Genomic DNA, 16,944 nt, shown 5'->3' with positions numbered 1-16,944 from the left:
AGTTCAATGAATTCCATTGAAAACCAAATTCAGTGAAGTAAACTCAAGCTCAGAATGCATTTTAAACATCCCGAAATTTTCTACTTTCTGTTCTTGTTGATTGTTCCAATTTTGGTTCATTTATTTCAATTACGCCGTTTCAAAAAAGAATATTTCACTAATGTTCGTTTCTTAAAAGCACTTTCGATTCAAACCAGAAAAAGTTCTAAAATCAAGAGATGGCTACTTCTCGCCTGCCGATTATTATTGCTAACGTTTATCATTACAGCATTTGCACAACCTTTCTTTGAGTCAAAAGACAGCAAAAATGCCAGTAATGAACTTTACATTATTTTGGACAATTCTTTTAGCATGCAAGCCAAAGGTAAAAAAGGTGAATTGCTGAAAAGAGCCGTTCAGGAACTACTCGAAGAAACTCCGGAAAACGTGAATTTCTCTTTGCTCACCACTTCCGAAAATTATTGGAACACAGATATTAAGTCTGTTCGTAGTGCTTTGCAAAATCTAAAATACAGTGCTACTCCTTTTCAATTAGACAATATGTTAGCGAAGTTAAAAGCGCATAAATCAGCTTTTAAAAAAGATATCATTGTCATTACCGATGCTGTAGGTCTGAATGAAAAACAACTGAAAAACAGTGATGCTACTAATTCTCTTTTCTTTATAATCCCAAAAGCAGAACAAAAAAACAACGTTTCTATTGATAGTGTTTTCATCAATAAAACATTAGACAATTTTTATGAAATCAGTGTCCAAATATCCGGTTATGGAAATGATTTCAACCCGATTCCAATTTCTTTGTACAATGAAAACAAGCTTATTGCAAAGACAATAGTACCATTGAACAGCAAGAAAAAAAAGCTGAATTTTACGATTCCAAAACAAGCTTTTCATGGCTATTTTTCCATAGTTGACAATGGATTATCTTATGACAATACGTTGTTTTTTAGTATTTCTAAAACTAATAAAACCAGCATAATCAGCATTGGAGAACCGACAAAAAGCAATTTCCTGTCCCGAATTTACACCAGTGAAGAATTCAATTATAACAATTATACTTTAAGCGCGTTAGATTACAATAATTTGGAAGAACAAGATGCGATTGTTTTAAATGAATTGGATGAAATTCCGCAAGCTTTGGCTACCACTTTGAAATCTTTTGTAGAAAAAGGCGGTAATTTAATTGTAATTCCTTCGGCAATAATTTCAACCACTAGTATGAATTCTTTTGTATCGAATTTTGGGAATCTAAAATTTAATTCTTTAGAAAACAGAGAAAAGCTGATAACTAAAATTAACTTCAATCATCCTATATTCACAGGTGTTTTTGAAAATAAAGTGACTAATTTCGAATATCCAAAGACAAAAAGTTCGTTTTTATTATCCAGTTCCAGTCCTGCGGCTTTGTCTTATGAAGACCAAAGTATTTTTTTGACTTCGATAGCAAATTCGGTTTCAGCTGTTGCTGTTTTTGCAGCTCCTATCAACATCGAAAATTCAAATTTCCAGCAATCTCCATTAATTGTGCCTACATTTTACAAGATGGCGATGAACAATCAAAACAACGGTGTAAATGCTTTGATAATAGGAAATAACAACCCGCATTTGACAGAGGCATCATTAAACAAAGACGCTATTTTAACTGTAAAAGGTTTGGACGAACAATTTATTCCTATCCAACAAATTCTGAATAATAAAGTCAAAATGACTTTCAATGATTATCCGGAACAAGCCGGAAATTTCAGCATTTGCAATAAAAAAGAATGGATTGAAAACATCAGTTTCAATTACAGCAGAACTGAAAGTGATTTGGCTTCAGGCAATGAAAATATTCTTTCGAAATATAAAACAATCGAATCAATTTCATCGCTATTTGACACTTTACAAACTGACAGAACTGATAATCAACTTTGGAAATGGTTTGTTATCTTTGCGCTGTTATTTCTAATAACCGAAATGGCAATTATACGATTCGTAAAGTAATTAACGAAGGTCCAATAATTAAAAAATTAATATGAAATAAGCATGACCATCAATTGGTCGTAAGAGTTAATACAGCTCTGCGAATTCCATATTCCATCAAAAAAACAAATATTATCTATATATGAAATTAATTATCAGAGGTGCCAAAATTATCGATTCGAAAAGTCCCTTTCATAACAAGACTCTAGATATTTTAATTGTTGATGGTTTTATAAAAAAAATTGGAACTTCGATTCCAAATCCAGATAAAGCAGACGAAATACAACTTGACAATCTTCACGTATCACAAGGCTGGTTTGACAGTAGCGTTTCGCTTGGAGAACCTGGTTTTGAAGATAGAGAAACCATTTCGAACGGACTTAATGTAGCTGCCAAAAGCGGTTTTACGGCAATCGCATTACAGCCCAACTCCTTCCCTGTTATTGACAATCAATCCCAAGTAAATTTTGTTTTAAATAAAGCACAAGGATTTGCAACACAACTCTATCCTATTGGCGCTTTGAGCAAAGAGAGTGCAGGAAAAGACATGGCTGAATTGTATGATATGAAAAAAGCTGGAGCAGTTGCCTTTGGAGATTATAATAAAAGTTTAGACAATGCTAATTTGCTAAAAATTGCCTTACAATACGTTCAGGATTTTGATGGATTACTCATCGCTTTTTCACAAGACGAAAATATAAAAGGAAACGGAGTGGCGAATGAAGGCATTGTTTCTACCCGATTGGGACTGAAAGGAATTCCAAATCTTGCTGAAGAATTACAACTTGCCAGAAATTTATTTTTGTTAGAATATACCGGTGGAAAACTACATATCCCGACAATTTCGACTAAAAAATCAGTTCAATTAATCAAAGACGCCAAAGCCAATGGACTTAATGTAACGTGTAGCGTAGCAGTGCATCATTTGGTTTTAACCGATGAAAAACTGGAAGGTTTTGACACCCGCTATAAAGTTTCGCCGCCACTTAGAACTGAAACTGATAGAAAAGCATTGCTGAAAGGAATAAAAGATGGTACGATCGATATGATTACATCCGACCACAATCCGATAGATATTGAACATAAGAAAATGGAATTTGATTATGCGAAAAATGGAACAATTGGATTGGAAAGTGCTTTTGGTGCTTTGATGACAGTCTTACCATTAGAAATCGTAATAGATAAATTGACATCCGGAAAAACAACTTTTGGTATCGACACAGAAAAGATTAGTGAAGGGTCTAAAGCAAATATTACCTTGTTTAATCCAGAACCAGAAAGCATTTTCACAAAATCATCAATTTTATCAAAATCAAAAAACTCCGCATTTCTGCAAACAGAAATGAAAGGAAAAGTTTATGGGATTATCAATCAAGGAAAATTAATTTTATCAGAAAAAAATGAATAATAATAATAATAATAATAATAATAATTCAGAGTCAGGAAAGACCGCTGCCATAACCAGTTATATTTTAGGAATTGGTGTTTTCATAGCGATGTCCATGAACTCCGAAGACAAAAATGAGTTTGCTTCTTTTCACATTCGCCAAGGACTTGGACTCACGTTAACTTTTATATCATTGGGATTAATCATCAGTAATTTTGACAGCTTACTGATTTCGGCTCCAATGTGGATTTTCGTCTTTGTTTTGTGGTCTTATGGAATTAATACTGCTATAAAAGGAGAAACAAAACCAGTTCCTTTACTGGGAACTTATTATCAAAAATGGTTATCAAACATATCATAATTACAATGAACTTATCCTTAAAATACAAAATACGAGAACCTAAAATAAAATTAGACAAAAATCCGCTTATCCTTTTATTGCACGGGTACGGCAGCAATGAAGATGATTTATTTTCATTTGCTACTGAACTTCCGGAAGAATATTACATAATCTCGGCACGTGCGCCTTATGATATGCAAAATGGTGCTTTTGCGTGGTACGCAATCAACTTCGATGCGGATGAAAACAAATTTTCTGACCACGAACAAGCTAAAGTTTCAAGGGATTTAATCGCTGGATTTATTGATGAGCTAATTGCTAATTATCCAATTAATGAGAAACAAATTGCTTTAGTTGGCTTCAGCCAAGGCGCCATCCTAAGTTATGCTGTGGCACTTTCATACCCAGAAAAAGTTCAGAAAGTAGTAGCTATGAGTGGATATTTGAATTTAGAGATTATGGCTGATGATTATCTTAAAAATAGTTTTACAAACTTGAAAATATTTGCTTCACACGGAACTGTAGATCAAGTAATCCCAGTGGAATGGGCAAGAAAAACACCTGCAATAGTAGAAAATTTAGGAATAAATATCACATGCAAAGAATATCCTGTGGGTCATGGAGTAGCTCCACAAAATTTTTATGACTTTAAAAATTGGCTTCAGGAAAAGTAGTATTTAGTAAGCTGTCGCAGTTTTCAATACTGACAATTTCTGAAAGCTGCGACTGAATATTTATTTTTGGTATAATAAGGATTGATTTACTTCAAATGAAATACTGTCATCTGCATTTACAAAATATTTTAATAAAACCTCACCCCAAATTTCACCATCACTAAAGTCAGCAATAATCCATCTGTGATTTAGTATTTTTGCCTTATTGATAATAAATTTATTGGCACCAATTTGATCTTGACCAGTGTAAGGATTTCCTTTTGGGTTGGAATTAAAATCTAATAATTTTTCAGTGACGTAAGGAATTAATTTCTCGTATTGGATTGTTTTTTCAGAACTTGCAGAATCAAAGTAGTTTTGCGCATTTTCATTTTTTTCCAAAGAAAAATAGTTGGCATCCGCTAATCTTTTAGTAACCGAGGCTAAACTGTCCTTTAACTTTGTTGTTGTTTTTTTGTATCTATTTTGTTCGAAAGCTACTTGTTTACTCAAAAACATATACGTAAAAATTGAAGAAAGAACAGCTAGAATAGTGAGATAAAGGAATAATGATCGTTTCATTTTTAATAAAATTAAATTTTAATTTCTAAATTATCGTAGGCAAGATAAACATTTGCGGGAAGATTTTTTTGAACCTCTTCATGATATCCCATTATATGACTGATGTGCGTGAGATACGCTTTTTCTGGTTGCACCAAAGTTATGAATTCTAACGCTTCTTTCAAATTGAAATGTGTGTCATGCCGTTCTTCTCGTAACGCATTCACAACCAAAACTTTTAAATTTTTTAGCTTGGCTATTTCTGTTTTTTCAATAGTTTTCACATCTGTTAAATAAGCAAAATCATCAATTCGGTACCCAAAAACCTGAAGATTTCCATGCAAAACATTTATTGGAACAGCAGTTTTGTTTCCAATAGCAAATGGCTGGTCGTTAATAACTTCGATAGTTTTTACGGAAGGAGAACCGGGATATTTATCAACCGTTTCAAAAACATAATCGAAACGCTTTCTTAAATTATAAATCACTCGCTGGTGTGCATAAATTGGAATTTCTCCTTGTTTAAAATTAAAAGGTCGAATATCATCAATTCCAGCAGTATGATCTGAATGTTCATGGGTAAAAAGAATGCCGTTCACCTTTTGACAATTAGACGAAAGCATTTGCTGTCTAAAATCAGGTCCGCAATCGATAATAAAAGAATAATTTTCCCAAGAAATCCATACAGAAACGCGTAGTCTTTTGTCTTTAAAATCAGTGCTTTTGCATACGGGATGATTACTCCCAATAACGGGAATCCCTTGTGACGTACCAGTTCCTAAAAAATATACCTTCAACTTTCTTGATTTTGTTTACAAAAATAGGATTAATTCTCTTTCATTAGAAACCTAATTCATTAACTTTGACAAATATTAGCCATATTAAAAGAAAATGGATACAGAAATTAAATTAAAAGGTGATAAAATCATCGAACAAATTCCTTCTACTAAAGATAAAGCGCTCCGTATCAATTTGAATGAAAATATTTATGGAACTTTTGCAGAAATTGGAGCAGGACAGGAAACTGTAAGACATTTTTTTAGATCTGGTGGATCTTCAGGTACAATTGCAAAAGCAATGTCAGCCTATGATAAAGACTTCAGTGATGCTGTATATGGAATAGAAGAAGACGGCCGATACGTAACGGAAAGCCGATTAAAAAAAATGCTTTCTCATGAAGTAAATCTTATAGAACGACGACTGAGCAGAGAAAAACATCCCAACAAAATGTTTTTTAGTTATGCCAATACCGTAGCTACTATTGATTTTGCTAAACAATTTAAAGGACATGGCTGGGTTGGAATCAGTTATCAAATTGAACCGGATGAGGATTACAACGAGATTATTCTTCACATTCGCTTTAAAGAAACTGATGTTCGTTTACAACAGGAAACACTGGGAATTCTTGGCGTAAATTTGATTTACGGTGCGTATTACAAATACAATGATCCTAAGCGATTATTGCGTTATTTATACGATCATTTAGACAAAGATCAATTAGAAATAGATACAATTAATTTCTCAGGGCCCCGTTTTGCTGATGTAGACAATCGTTTGATGAGTTTACAATTAGTGAAAAATGGAATGACTGATGCTGTAATGTTTAATCCTGATGGAAAAAACATTCTTCCTGCAGCCATACTTTACAAGAAAAACATTCTTGCTTTTAGAGGGAGTTTCCGTCCCGTTACAAAAGTAAATATGGACATGTATGAGAAATCATTGAAAATGTTCCTTAATGAAAATAAGGTAAATGCCGAAAATACTTTAGTTGTCTTTGAAATTACATTATCCAACTTGCGTTCTGATGGAGAAATAGACGAACGGGATTTTATGGATCGAGCTGAATTATTGTGTTCTCTTGGACAAACAGTTATGATTTCTAATTTTCAAGAATATTATAAAGTGGTCGAGTATTTCGCTAATTATACCAAAGCCAGAATGGGATTAGCCATGGGCGTAAATAATTTAGTAGATATCTTTGACGAAAAATATTACCGTCATTTAAGTGGTGGAATTCTGGAAGCTTTTGGAAAATTATTTTATCGCGATATGAAAGTATTCCTATATCCAATGATTGGAGAAAATGGAGAAATTATTACATCCGAGAATTTAAAAGTACATCCAAGAATGAAAGAACTCTATAAATTCTTTAAATTCAACGGAAAAGTAGTTGATATTGATGATTATGATCCTACGATTTTAGAGGTTTTCTCCCGCGAAGTCTTGAATATGATAAATCATGGAAAACCGGGCTGGGAACAAATGCTTCCTTCTGGTATTGCAGAAATAATTAAAGAACACAGACTTTTTGGATTTGATCCAAATAAAGTCTTGAATGAAAGCAATTAATTGATAATAGTCAATAATCAGTTTTTAGATATAATTAATATCAGAATCCGTCTTAAATTTCGATAAAAGTTATAAAATAAAGTCCAGAACTGCGGTCAATTATTACCTCAAGTCTGGACTTTCCTTTGTCTTTAATAATCTAAATTCAGTTTATGAAAACATAATTTGAAACGAGTAGTAACTAAACGCTTATTTTAGTATCTGTGCCGCATGAGCTTTAGTTTTTACATCAGCTATCACCTCATCAATGATTCCGTTTTCGCCTATTACAAATGTAGTTCTGTGAATTCCGTCATATTCTTTACCCATGAATTTTTTAGGTCCCCAAACACCAAAAGCCTGAATTATGGATTTATCTTCATCCGCAAGTAATGGAAAAGGAAATTCATACTTATCTTTAAACTTAGCTTGTGCTTTTTGGCTGTCGGCACTTACGCCTAACAATGCATAATTATTAGCTTGAAAACGTTCGAAATTGTCTCTCAAATCACAAGCTTCTGCGGTGCAACCTGGCGTATTTGCTTTGGGATAAAAGAAAACCACCAGTTTTTTTCCTGCGTAATCTGCTAATTGATGTGATTTTCCCGATTGGTCAAGACCAGAAAAATTAGGGGCTTTATCTCCTTTTTTTAATGTTGTCATTATTTATATTTTTTTATTTATTTGAATTAAAGTTGCACTTTGCTTTTGCTATTGAAATTGTTTTTCTTTGCCAATCAAATTTAACTAATAATGAATAAACAAGAACGTGTAACTTTTGTTATAAATACGTTAAAAGAACTTTATCCTACAATTCCAGTTCCACTGGATCATAAAGATCCCTATACTTTATTGATTGCGGTTTTACTTTCTGCCCAATGTACCGATGTGCGCGTGAATCAAATTACACCTTTACTTTTCGCAAAAGCAGATAATCCGTATGATATGATAAAAATGTCTGTGGAAGAAATTAAGGAAATCATTCGACCTTGTGGCTTATCTCCAATGAAATCAAAAGGTATTCATGGTTTGTCTCATATATTAATTGATAAACATGATGGAAAAGTTCCGCAAAGCTTTGAATTTCTGGAAGAACTACCTGCCGTAGGACATAAAACGGCTAGTGTCGTCATGTCGCAAGCTTTTGGAGTTCCTGCGTTTCCTGTTGACACACACATTCATCGCTTAATGTATCGATGGAATTTAACCAATGGAAAAAACGTAGTTCAAACGGAGAAAGATGCGAAACGCATTTTTCCTGAAGAAATCTGGAATGACCTGCATCTTCAGATTATTTGGTACGGAAGACAATATTCTCCGGCTCGGGGCTGGGATTTAGAAAAGGATAGTATTACCAAAACAATTGGCCGAAAAACGGTACTCGATGCATATTATAAAAAATAAACTGAAGACAAACAAAAAAACCACTAATTCTATTTAAAATCAGTGGTTTTTTTTTCATTACCGAATTGGGCTACTAAAATTTATTTCTTTTGGAATTATATAGATTCTAATTTGATATAATTTCAAAACTTATATTTTCTATTTCTATTATGGTTAACGCTTTTGAATAGCCTAATAAAAAAGAAATTGTTTCTTTACTTGGTTTCATTACTTGAGAAAATAATGATTTTTTTGAGTAAGTTTTTGCCATAAAGTAATATGTATTTGTTTTACATTACAACGCAGCACTTTTCAAAATATTATTAATTGGTTAAAACAATTTGGTGCTTATCAATTACCTTTCTCAAATTCATCAAAGCATAACGCATTCTTCCTAATGCAGTATTAATACTCACTCCAGTTATTTCCGAAATTTCCTTGAAACTCATGTCTTGATACATTCTCATGACTAAAACTTCTTTTTGATCAGCAGGAAGTCCTTCAATTAGCTTTTGTAAATCCATTTGAACTTGTTCAGATATTATTTTATTTTCTATCGTCAAGGAATTATCAGACATAATAGAGAAAATTGAAAATTCCTCTGTTTCCCTGAACATTGGCATTTTTTTGGTTTTTCGGTAATGATCAACTACTAAATTATGGGATATACGCATTACCCACGGTAAAAATTTACCTTCTTCATTGTAAGAGTTTGATTTCAAGGTTTTTATTACTTTGATAAAGGTATCTTGAAAAATATCGTTGGTAATATCTCTATCCGGGATTTTAGAATAAATAAATCCATATATTTTTCCCTCATGCCTCTTTATTAGTTTAGCTAAGGCATCCTCATTACCTGCGACATATTCCTTAACTAATGACGCGTCTGGGAGTTGTATATTAACCATAATAATACTTTTTAGTTTTTAATTAAAATTGGAGAGTTTTCTCTAAAAAGTAGTTTTTTATTATAGGCTAAAGTGTGTTTAGGTTTGTTCAGTTTTCAAATTTAACTAATTATTATTTTACCATGCAAGTAAAATTAATAAAAATTAACATTTCAAAATTTAAATTTGTTAAAATTTATCTTCTTTTTTCACATTTACCACACAAATAGCATGCCGATGCATAAGAAAGCGTTAATTTAATCTAAAAATTTTAATAAAAATAAAACTAAAATAAGGTCTGCTTATTTTAGTTTCACTTATTTATGCATAAAAACTATACCAGAAGAAAAATCAGTTTTCAACCGTGCTTTTAATGATTATTTGTGAGTTGTTCATTCCCTTTTCTCTGTTGAAAATTGATTACTTTTGTAAAAATTATCATTTTTATGCAAGTTGACCTTTCGAAATTGGATCCAAGGAAAAATATCATCATAAAAGGTGCACAGGTACATAACCTAAAAAATGTTGATGTTGCTATTCCCCGAAATAAATTAGTGGTTATCACAGGACTTTCGGGTTCAGGAAAATCAAGTTTGGCCTTCGATACTTTATATGCCGAAGGACAGCGCCGTTATGTAGAAAGTTTATCTTCGTATGCGAGACAATTTCTTGGACGATTGGACAAACCAAAAGTAGAATATATTAAGGGAATTGCTCCTGCGATTGCTATCGAACAAAAAGTGAATACGACAAACGCGCGGTCGACGGTAGGAACCTCAACAGAAATATATGATTACGTAAAATTACTTTTTGCCAGAATAGGACGAACTTATTCCCCAATTTCCGGTCGTGAAGTCAAAAAAAATACCGTCACTGATGTCGTTTCCGATGTGAAAAATTTTGAATTGGATAGCAAATGGTTGTTGCTCGCGCCTATTCATTTGGAAGAAGGACGAAAATTGGAAGACAAACTAAAAGTCCTTTTGCAACAAGGATTTGCCCGAATATTGGTAAATAATGAAATGATTCGTTTAGACGATTTACCAGACTCATTAGATAAAAAAGAAATCTTTTTAATCGTCGACCGAATAGTGGTTAATCACGACACTTCCGCAGAAGAAGAGTTTTACAATCGTCTTGCTGATGCGGTTCAAACTGCTTTTTTTGAAGGAAAAGGAATTTGCCATTTACAAGAATTAAACTCTGATAAAAAGTATTCCTACTCCAATAATTTTGAATTGGACGGCATCACATTTCTGGAACCAAACGTTCATTTATTCAGTTTTAATAATCCATACGGAGCATGTCCTGTTTGTGAAGGTTATGGAAATATTATTGGTATTGATGCCGAATTAGTTATACCAAATACGACATTATCCGTTTTTGAGAATGCTATTTTCCCTTGGCGAGGCGAAAGTATGAGTTGGTTTCGTGACGAACTGGTAAGTAAGGCGTACAAATTTGACTTTCCAATACACAAACCATATTACCAATTATCTGAAGACCAAAAAGAATTAATCTGGAATGGAAATACCTATTTTCAGGGGTTAAATGATTTCTTTAAAGAATTGGAAGAAAAGAATTATAAAATCCAAAACAGAGTGATGCTTTCGCGTTACAGAGGAAAAACTAAATGTCATTCCTGCAAAGGAAAACGCTTAAGAATTGAAGCTTCCTACGTGAAAATTAATGAAAAAACAGTTTCTGATTTAGTTGATTTACCGATAAAACATTTGGTTACTTTTTTCAAAAACATTGATTTAGATGTTTATGAAAAACAAATTGCCAAACGATTATTGGTGGAAATCAACAACCGTTTGTCTTTTCTAACCGAAGTAGGATTGGATTATCTGACATTAAACAGGAATTCAGCAACACTTTCCGGAGGAGAATCGCAACGTATTAATTTAGCAACTTCGCTTGGAAGCAGTTTAGTTGGTTCCATGTATATTTTAGATGAGCCAAGTATTGGGTTACACCCAAAAGATACAGAACGCTTGATAAAAGTATTACTTTCCTTACGGGATTTAGGAAATACGGTTATCGTAGTAGAACACGATGAAGACATCATGAAAGCTGCTGACATGATTATAGATATTGGTCCGGAGGCCGGAACTTTAGGCGGGAATTTAGTCGCTCAGGGAACCTACGACGAAATATTAAAATCGACTTCACTTACAGCGAAATATCTAAATGGTGATTTAGAAATTACTGTCCCTAAAAAAAGAAGATTATTTAAGAATTTTATCGACATAAAAGGAGCACGAGAAAATAATTTACAAAATATTGATGTTACTTTTCCGCTGGATGTATTGACGGTAATTACAGGAGTTTCTGGAAGTGGAAAAAGTACTCTTGTTAAGAAGATCCTTTTTCCGGCCATGCAAAAAAAATTGGAAAACGTAGGTGAAAAAGCAGGACAGTTTACAGAAATGAAAGGTTCATTTGCACAAATTAAACACATTCAATACGTTGATCAAAACCCAATAGGAAGAAGTTCCCGTTCAAATCCTGTGACTTACATTAAGGCGTATGATGACATTCGGGAATTGTATGCCAAAGAAAAACTATCAAAAATAAGAGGGTATCAGGCCAAACATTTTTCTTTTAATGTTGATGGCGGAAGATGCGAAACCTGCAAAGGAGAAGGTTCTATAAACGTAGAAATGGTTTTTATGGCCGATGTTCAATTACCGTGTGAAACCTGTAACGGAAAACGATTCAAGAAAGAAATTCTGGAAGTCGCTTTTGAAGGTAAAAACATTCACGATATACTAACGATGACAATCGATGATGCTATTGCCTTTTTTATAGTAAATAAACAATCTAAAATCACTCAAAAATTACAGCCTTTACAGGATGTAGGCTTGGGCTATGTGCAATTAGGACAATCGTCTTCTACACTTTCCGGAGGAGAAGCACAGCGAATAAAGCTCGCTTCATTCCTGGTAAAAGGAGCTACAAAAGATAAAGCTTTATTTGTTTTTGACGAACCTACAACTGGATTGCACTTTCATGACATCAAGAAACTAATAGCTTCCTTCGATGCATTAATTGATAAAGGGCATTCGATTATTGTTATCGAACACAACCTTGATTTAATAAAGTGCGCGGACTGGATCATAGATTTAGGTCCCGAGGGCGGGGAAAATGGTGGCAAATTACTTGCAGTAGGAACTCCGGAACAAGTTGTAAAAATAAAAGAATCTGTTACGGGAAAATATTTGAAAGATAAATTATAAATATTATCCCATGTAACATTTTTCTTCAAAAGGATTTCCGTCTTCATCAATTGCTATTAAAATCTTTTTAGCTTTTGATGAAACTTGCGAAATGTAAATCCAAGCTATAGACCAAAGTCCAAGAGTAGCGCAAAAGATGCAAAAATTAAAAACATGATCAACCTTTTTTTTCTTTTTCAATAAAACGACAAAAGGTAACTTATCGTTTCGCTCTAATACTACAAACCCATCATTGGTTTTATCGGCTATTATAGATAAAAATTTGATTAAATTATCATCGCTTGTACTTTTATTACTATTCATGCTTATCATTGAAATTTAAATACTTTTTTGCTGTCTTTAATAAAACTGACTTTGCAAAAATAATAGTAAATTTAAAATTCCACAATACCCACTTTTAGTGATATTTGATTTCTTTTTGTTAAAAAAGCTAAAGTAACTTTCGATAAGTAATAGGAAATGAAACAGTTATTTTTTTTTATTATCCAACAGAAACGCTCCTAATTTATCTTAGCTTTTTCAAAACAACATCGATAGCTTGATTAATTTCGACCGAAATAACAAATTTATAATTAATGTAAATGTAAGAAATAGTTAATAAAACTGATTTTAATATTATTGCTATTTTTGGGTCAAAAGGAAATTCCCAAAAATAAAACAAAAGAAACAATAGCAATGTGATTCCCATAGAATACAATGTTTGCTTTGTAAATGGATACAAATGCAAACGTTTCACCACAAAAAGCAACTTGGCTATGCTATATAATGTTATTGATAATAATGTTGCAAACGCAGATCCCATAATCCCGTACAAAGGAATAAAAATCGCGTTCAACCCAATAGCTAAAGCAACTAAAAAAACACCGAGGAACAACACAGCTCTGTAATATTTTGTATTAAAAATTATTGCATTATTATTCCCTAATATTAAATCAAAATATTTAGATAATCCAATCATAAATACAACTAAAATACCACCGCTGTACTCTTTGGGAACCATTTCATATAACTGATTGATATTGACAAATATACCCAACATAACAAAGCCACCCACGACTTGTAAATTAATAGATGTCTTTTTATACAAAATATTTAATTCCTCAAATTTGTTATCATGCATCAGTCGGGCCGTAATTGGATAGACAATTTGGTGCATCGCGCGACTTGGAACAGAAATAACCAAAGCAATATAAGTAGCAACGGAGTAATACGCTATATTCTCAATAATCATGTATTGGTTAAGCATAATTTTATCCCCATCCAATAGCAAATTAGCTACACTCCCTGATAAAATAATATAAAAAGTATACTCCATTATATTTTTTACATTAGAAGGTATTGCAAATTGGAAATCAGGCTTTTTAATATAATAAGCATAACCCATTGTAATAATTAATGCCAAAAAGTAAATTCCTGCAGTCACGTAAACGAACTCCACAACTGTTATCCATCTGTAATAAACGCAAATCAACGCAAATAATGAAAACAATCTCAATCCTACCTCTTTAACAAAATTACCAAAAACCGAATGCATGTGAACTTTGGCCCAAGCATAAAAAATTTCGAAATAAGCCATGCATAATCCTACAAATGGAATAAGCCAAATGAAATCCTTAACTACCGGGTTTTTCTTTGTTACAAAGAATAAAATATCATCAAAAAAAAGTAATCCTAACAATATTAAAGGAATAGACAAAACTAAAGGAAACAACACGGTGAAAGATAAAAATCTGGATTTTTCCTCTTCTGACTCATATTGCGAATAAAATTTCACTAACGTATTTTGCATCCCTATTGCAAATAAAGGCATGATTACATTTGCACAAGATAGAATGTAACCTGTTACAGCATAATAAGTATCTCCTAAAAAAACAGGATACAAATACAGCGTATTTATTGCACCAATTCCAAAACCCAAATAGGTAATTATTGTATTCTTTAAAGACTGATTTAATACTATTCCCATTATTTTATCATTGCGAAGTATTGAGAAACCTCACTTTCTAATTTACATTTTGTTAAGCAATTCAACCAATTCTTTCGTTAGGTTTCTTCTGGAATAATTTTGTAAACCGACTCCATTTGATTGTAATTTACCTTTCAAAAACTGATTATAAAAGTCCAAAATTACACTTTTAAGTTTTACTTTCTCGGAATAATCAAAAAACACACCCGTGTTAGTATTCGTAATAATCTCAGCAAAATCTGAATCTTTAGGACCTATGGCAACAATAGGCCGGTTTGAAACCATGTACTCAAATAATTTTCCCGGAATAATGCTTTTAGTATCTTCCGAATTAATTTCGACAAGCAACAAAACCTGCGACTTTCGTTGGTGCGCAATCGCTTCCGAATGGGAAACATAACCCAAATTATTCAAATACGTATTAAGCCCGAATTGATTTAACGTTTCTAAAACTTCCTGACTAACCGCTCCGATTAGTTTTATTTCGAAATGCGATTTGAAATCTGGAATCTCATGAATTAATTCAACCAAACTTTCCCATAAAATCAGAGGATTTCTTTCCGACAAAAAAGAACCGATGTGTGCTAAACTAAATTTAGAATCCAGCGTTTGTTTTTCAACTTCTTCCTTATCATAGCCATTCGTTATTACCGCAATAGGTTTAGTGGTAATCTCCTGGAATTCGGTTTTGGTGGTTTTGCTCGTTACAATAATGGTATCGGCTGAATTTAAAACCTGATGTTCTAAAACTTTGTGTTTTTTGGCAGCAAAACTCGACAATCGCAATGATTTGTGATAGCCAATTGTCGTCCATGGATCACGGAAATCAGCAAACCATCTCAGATTTAATTTTTGTTTTAATTCCAATCCAATAAGATGCAGACTGTGTGGCGGTCCTGAAGTAACAATTGTATCAATATTATTGTCAACGATGTATTTCTCCAAAAAAGCAACCGATGGTTTTACCCAAAAAACACGCGCATCGGGAATAAAAAGATTTCCACGAATCCAAAGAAAGGTTTTATCCAGAAAAGATTGCTTTTTCTGATTTGGAATAATTCCTGAACTGATTTTTTTTGTTTTATTCTTCGAAAGAAAAGACGCCAGTTGATACGGTTCAAAAATCTTCTGTTTCAGAATAATGGCTTTCTCCGAAACTTCTTTTACCAAGTTTTGATCAACAATAGGATATGTAGGATTCTGCGGAATATAAACAATCGGCTGAATGCCAAAATCTGGCAAATACTTGACAAACTTAAGCCAACGTTGCACTCCTGGTCCTCCAGCAGGAGGCCAATAATAAGTAATTATTAAAATTTTCTTGGGTTCCAAAGTTAGGCTTTTGTAGTAATTGATTTTAAATCCATAAAAAACGAATTACTGTTTTTATACAATCCTTTTGAAATAAAGTATAAAACTGGTAACGACGGTAATAACAATATTAATCTAAATTTGTCCCGATTAATGAAGTATAGTGTTAATAAAACTCCAATAATAATTCCTACAAGAAAAAGCCAAAACAATATTTGTTGAAACGATTTTAAACCGAATAATTCTATCATACTTTTAACAAATATTTTTATTATTTAGTTTCTCCAACTCTTCAATATCGAGCTGGTCTTTCAGTCTGTTGGCTGCTTTTTTGGCAATAATCAGATTATCGTAATCAATAAAAAAAACCGGAATTCCATCTATATCTATGATATTTGCTTTTTCTAAAAGTACTACGAAAGGCTTATTTTCTAGACCTTTAACGGAAGTCATAATATCCAATCTAAAATTAATATTTAAAGTGAAATCTGTGCAACCCGGAATGAATTGCATCGTTTTAATACTTTCAAAATCACCTAATCCCATTTGTTTAATAGCATTTCTCAAATTTTCACGATTAGCAATCGTATCTTCAATGAAAATATCAATATCTCCTGTATTTCTTCCGTAGCCATAAATGTTTACAGCAAATCCACCGATGGTTAGATAGTTTACATTGTTTTCTGACAAATACTTCCAAACATCTATTATTTGTTTCTGCATATTTGTTTCAAATTATTTTGATTTTGAATATTTTTTTGCCGATTTTAATACGCAAGAAAGTTCGATTATTGCCATCAGTTTTTCAAAACGTTGTTGATAAGTCAATTGTCTTGTTTCTTCAATATATCTTGCCTCCATAACTGACGGAGGTGCGTGATTTAATTTGACTTTACCCATTGCTTTAAAAATTTAGAATGT

At 32.6% G+C, this 16,944-nt stretch carries 18 protein-coding genes; 7 read left to right on the top strand and 11 right to left on the bottom strand.

Annotation, left to right across the window (positions count from 1 at the left end):
- Window positions 1–54: 54 nt before the first annotated feature.
- From ACP7AQ_RS07700 to ACP7AQ_RS07685, 4 genes are all read left to right on the top strand, one after another.
- Window positions 55–1,983: a BatA domain-containing protein gene (locus tag ACP7AQ_RS07700; RefSeq protein ID WP_426095032.1), complete on the top strand. Its 1,929-nt coding sequence runs from the start codon at window positions 55–57 to the stop codon at window positions 1,981–1,983.
- A gap of 121 nt (window positions 1,984–2,104) precedes the next feature.
- The gene (locus ACP7AQ_RS07695) at window positions 2,105–3,370 is read left to right on the top strand and encodes a dihydroorotase (protein WP_426095031.1); all 1,266 of its coding nucleotides are present in this window, start codon (window positions 2,105–2,107) and stop codon (window positions 3,368–3,370) included.
- Window positions 3,363–3,710 carry a hypothetical protein gene (locus tag ACP7AQ_RS07690; RefSeq protein WP_426095030.1) on the top strand — a complete coding sequence of 116 codons (348 nt, stop codon included), beginning with the start codon at window positions 3,363–3,365 and terminating at the stop codon, window positions 3,708–3,710. Before ACP7AQ_RS07695 ends, ACP7AQ_RS07690 begins: the two co-directional genes overlap by 8 nt.
- Window positions 3,711–3,715: 5 nt before the next feature.
- Window positions 3,716–4,363 carry an alpha/beta hydrolase gene (locus ACP7AQ_RS07685; protein ID WP_426095029.1) on the top strand — a complete coding sequence of 216 codons (648 nt, stop codon included), beginning with the start codon at window positions 3,716–3,718 and terminating at the stop codon, window positions 4,361–4,363.
- 60 nt (window positions 4,364–4,423) lie between these two features.
- Here ACP7AQ_RS07685 and ACP7AQ_RS07680 read toward each other — a convergent pair whose 3' ends face one another.
- Complete coding sequence (locus ACP7AQ_RS07680) at window positions 4,424–4,924, bottom strand: hypothetical protein (RefSeq protein WP_426095028.1); 501 nt, start codon at window positions 4,922–4,924, stop codon at window positions 4,424–4,426.
- Between the two features lie 11 nt (window positions 4,925–4,935).
- On the bottom strand, window positions 4,936–5,700 hold the full coding sequence (locus tag ACP7AQ_RS07675; protein ID WP_426095027.1) for an MBL fold metallo-hydrolase: 765 nt from the start codon (window positions 5,698–5,700) through the stop codon (window positions 4,936–4,938).
- A gap of 94 nt (window positions 5,701–5,794) precedes the next feature.
- Between ACP7AQ_RS07675 and ACP7AQ_RS07670 the strand changes: the two genes are divergently transcribed.
- Window positions 5,795–7,255: a TonB-dependent receptor gene (locus tag ACP7AQ_RS07670; RefSeq protein ID WP_091205268.1), complete on the top strand. Its 1,461-nt coding sequence runs from the start codon at window positions 5,795–5,797 to the stop codon at window positions 7,253–7,255.
- Between the two features lie 189 nt (window positions 7,256–7,444).
- Here the strand turns inward: ACP7AQ_RS07670 and bcp are convergent, their stop codons facing one another.
- The gene (gene bcp / locus ACP7AQ_RS07665) at window positions 7,445–7,897 is read right to left on the bottom strand and encodes a thioredoxin-dependent thiol peroxidase (protein WP_426095026.1); all 453 of its coding nucleotides are present in this window, start codon (window positions 7,895–7,897) and stop codon (window positions 7,445–7,447) included.
- Between the two features lie 90 nt (window positions 7,898–7,987).
- Between bcp and ACP7AQ_RS07660 the strand changes: the two genes are divergently transcribed.
- Window positions 7,988–8,638: an endonuclease III domain-containing protein gene (locus ACP7AQ_RS07660; RefSeq protein ID WP_426095025.1), complete on the top strand. Its 651-nt coding sequence runs from the start codon at window positions 7,988–7,990 to the stop codon at window positions 8,636–8,638.
- Window positions 8,639–8,744: 106 nt separating this feature from the next.
- Here the strand turns inward: ACP7AQ_RS07660 and ACP7AQ_RS07655 are convergent, their stop codons facing one another.
- Window positions 8,745–8,888, bottom strand: coding sequence for a hypothetical protein (locus ACP7AQ_RS07655; RefSeq protein ID WP_426064787.1), 144 nt, complete (start codon window positions 8,886–8,888; stop codon window positions 8,745–8,747).
- Between the two features lie 52 nt (window positions 8,889–8,940).
- Entirely contained in the window at window positions 8,941–9,525 is a 585-nt protein-coding gene (locus ACP7AQ_RS07650; protein ID WP_426092089.1) for an RNA polymerase sigma factor, read from the bottom strand.
- 425 nt (window positions 9,526–9,950) lie between these two features.
- Here ACP7AQ_RS07650 and uvrA point away from each other — a divergent pair, with 425 nt between their 5' ends.
- Window positions 9,951–12,746, top strand: coding sequence for an excinuclease ABC subunit UvrA (gene uvrA / locus ACP7AQ_RS07645; RefSeq protein WP_426095024.1), 2,796 nt, complete (start codon window positions 9,951–9,953; stop codon window positions 12,744–12,746).
- 3 nt (window positions 12,747–12,749) lie between these two features.
- On the opposite strand, the gene ACP7AQ_RS07640 is transcribed toward uvrA, so the two are convergent.
- The 6 genes from ACP7AQ_RS07640 to ACP7AQ_RS07615 all read right to left on the bottom strand — a co-directional run bounded on the left by ACP7AQ_RS07640 (window position 12,750) and on the right by ACP7AQ_RS07615 (window position 16,923).
- A complete protein-coding gene (locus ACP7AQ_RS07640) occupies window positions 12,750–13,049 on the bottom strand; it encodes a hypothetical protein (protein ID WP_426064776.1) in 300 nt (99 codons plus the stop codon).
- 202 nt (window positions 13,050–13,251) lie between these two features.
- Entirely contained in the window at window positions 13,252–14,712 is a 1,461-nt protein-coding gene (locus ACP7AQ_RS07635; protein ID WP_426095023.1) for a lipopolysaccharide biosynthesis protein, read from the bottom strand.
- Window positions 14,713–14,754: 42 nt separating this feature from the next.
- Complete coding sequence (locus ACP7AQ_RS07630) at window positions 14,755–16,044, bottom strand: glycosyltransferase family 4 protein (protein ID WP_426095022.1); 1,290 nt, start codon at window positions 16,042–16,044, stop codon at window positions 14,755–14,757.
- 2 nt (window positions 16,045–16,046) lie between these two features.
- Window positions 16,047–16,274: a hypothetical protein gene (locus ACP7AQ_RS07625; RefSeq protein ID WP_426095021.1), complete on the bottom strand. Its 228-nt coding sequence runs from the start codon at window positions 16,272–16,274 to the stop codon at window positions 16,047–16,049.
- A 4-nt stretch (window positions 16,275–16,278) separates the two neighbouring features.
- A complete protein-coding gene (locus ACP7AQ_RS07620) occupies window positions 16,279–16,746 on the bottom strand; it encodes a nucleotidyltransferase (protein ID WP_426095020.1) in 468 nt (155 codons plus the stop codon).
- Window positions 16,747–16,758: 12 nt separating this feature from the next.
- A complete protein-coding gene (locus ACP7AQ_RS07615; RefSeq protein ID WP_426092095.1) occupies window positions 16,759–16,923 on the bottom strand; it encodes a hypothetical protein in 165 nt (54 codons plus the stop codon).
- Window positions 16,924–16,944 lie beyond the last annotated feature (21 nt).

The sequence above is a fragment of the Flavobacterium sp. DSR2-3-3 genome, from assembly GCF_049896585.1.
GTDB lineage: Bacteria > Bacteroidota > Bacteroidia > Flavobacteriales > Flavobacteriaceae > Flavobacterium.
Note: the sequence above shows the minus strand (reverse complement) of the source record. Positions and strands in the feature narration are given on the sequence as shown.

Excerpts from the sequence above, each read along its gene's own strand:
- uvrA (WP_426095024.1), top strand. The coding sequence starts at position 9,951 with ATGCAAGTTGACCTTTCGAAATTGGATCCAAGGAAAAATATCATCATA.
- ACP7AQ_RS07655 (WP_426064787.1), bottom strand. The coding sequence starts at position 8,888 with ATGGCAAAAACTTACTCAAAAAAATCATTATTTTCTCAAGTAATGAAA.
- ACP7AQ_RS07690 (WP_426095030.1), top strand. The coding sequence starts at position 3,363 with ATGAATAATAATAATAATAATAATAATAATAATTCAGAGTCAGGAAAG.
- ACP7AQ_RS07615 (WP_426092095.1), bottom strand. The coding sequence starts at position 16,923 with ATGGGTAAAGTCAAATTAAATCACGCACCTCCGTCAGTTATGGAGGCA.
- ACP7AQ_RS07635 (WP_426095023.1), bottom strand. The coding sequence starts at position 14,712 with ATGGGAATAGTATTAAATCAGTCTTTAAAGAATACAATAATTACCTAT.
- bcp (WP_426095026.1), bottom strand. The coding sequence starts at position 7,897 with ATGACAACATTAAAAAAAGGAGATAAAGCCCCTAATTTTTCTGGTCTT.
- ACP7AQ_RS07620 (WP_426095020.1), bottom strand. The coding sequence starts at position 16,746 with ATGCAGAAACAAATAATAGATGTTTGGAAGTATTTGTCAGAAAACAAT.
- ACP7AQ_RS07700 (WP_426095032.1), top strand. The coding sequence starts at position 55 with ATGCATTTTAAACATCCCGAAATTTTCTACTTTCTGTTCTTGTTGATT.
- ACP7AQ_RS07680 (WP_426095028.1), bottom strand. The coding sequence starts at position 4,924 with ATGAAACGATCATTATTCCTTTATCTCACTATTCTAGCTGTTCTTTCT.
- ACP7AQ_RS07650 (WP_426092089.1), bottom strand. The coding sequence starts at position 9,525 with ATGGTTAATATACAACTCCCAGACGCGTCATTAGTTAAGGAATATGTC.
- ACP7AQ_RS07660 (WP_426095025.1), top strand. The coding sequence starts at position 7,988 with ATGAATAAACAAGAACGTGTAACTTTTGTTATAAATACGTTAAAAGAA.
- ACP7AQ_RS07640 (WP_426064776.1), bottom strand. The coding sequence starts at position 13,049 with ATGAATAGTAATAAAAGTACAAGCGATGATAATTTAATCAAATTTTTA.
- ACP7AQ_RS07695 (WP_426095031.1), top strand. The coding sequence starts at position 2,105 with ATGAAATTAATTATCAGAGGTGCCAAAATTATCGATTCGAAAAGTCCC.
- ACP7AQ_RS07625 (WP_426095021.1), bottom strand. The coding sequence starts at position 16,274 with ATGATAGAATTATTCGGTTTAAAATCGTTTCAACAAATATTGTTTTGG.
- ACP7AQ_RS07670 (WP_091205268.1), top strand. The coding sequence starts at position 5,795 with ATGGATACAGAAATTAAATTAAAAGGTGATAAAATCATCGAACAAATT.
- ACP7AQ_RS07685 (WP_426095029.1), top strand. The coding sequence starts at position 3,716 with ATGAACTTATCCTTAAAATACAAAATACGAGAACCTAAAATAAAATTA.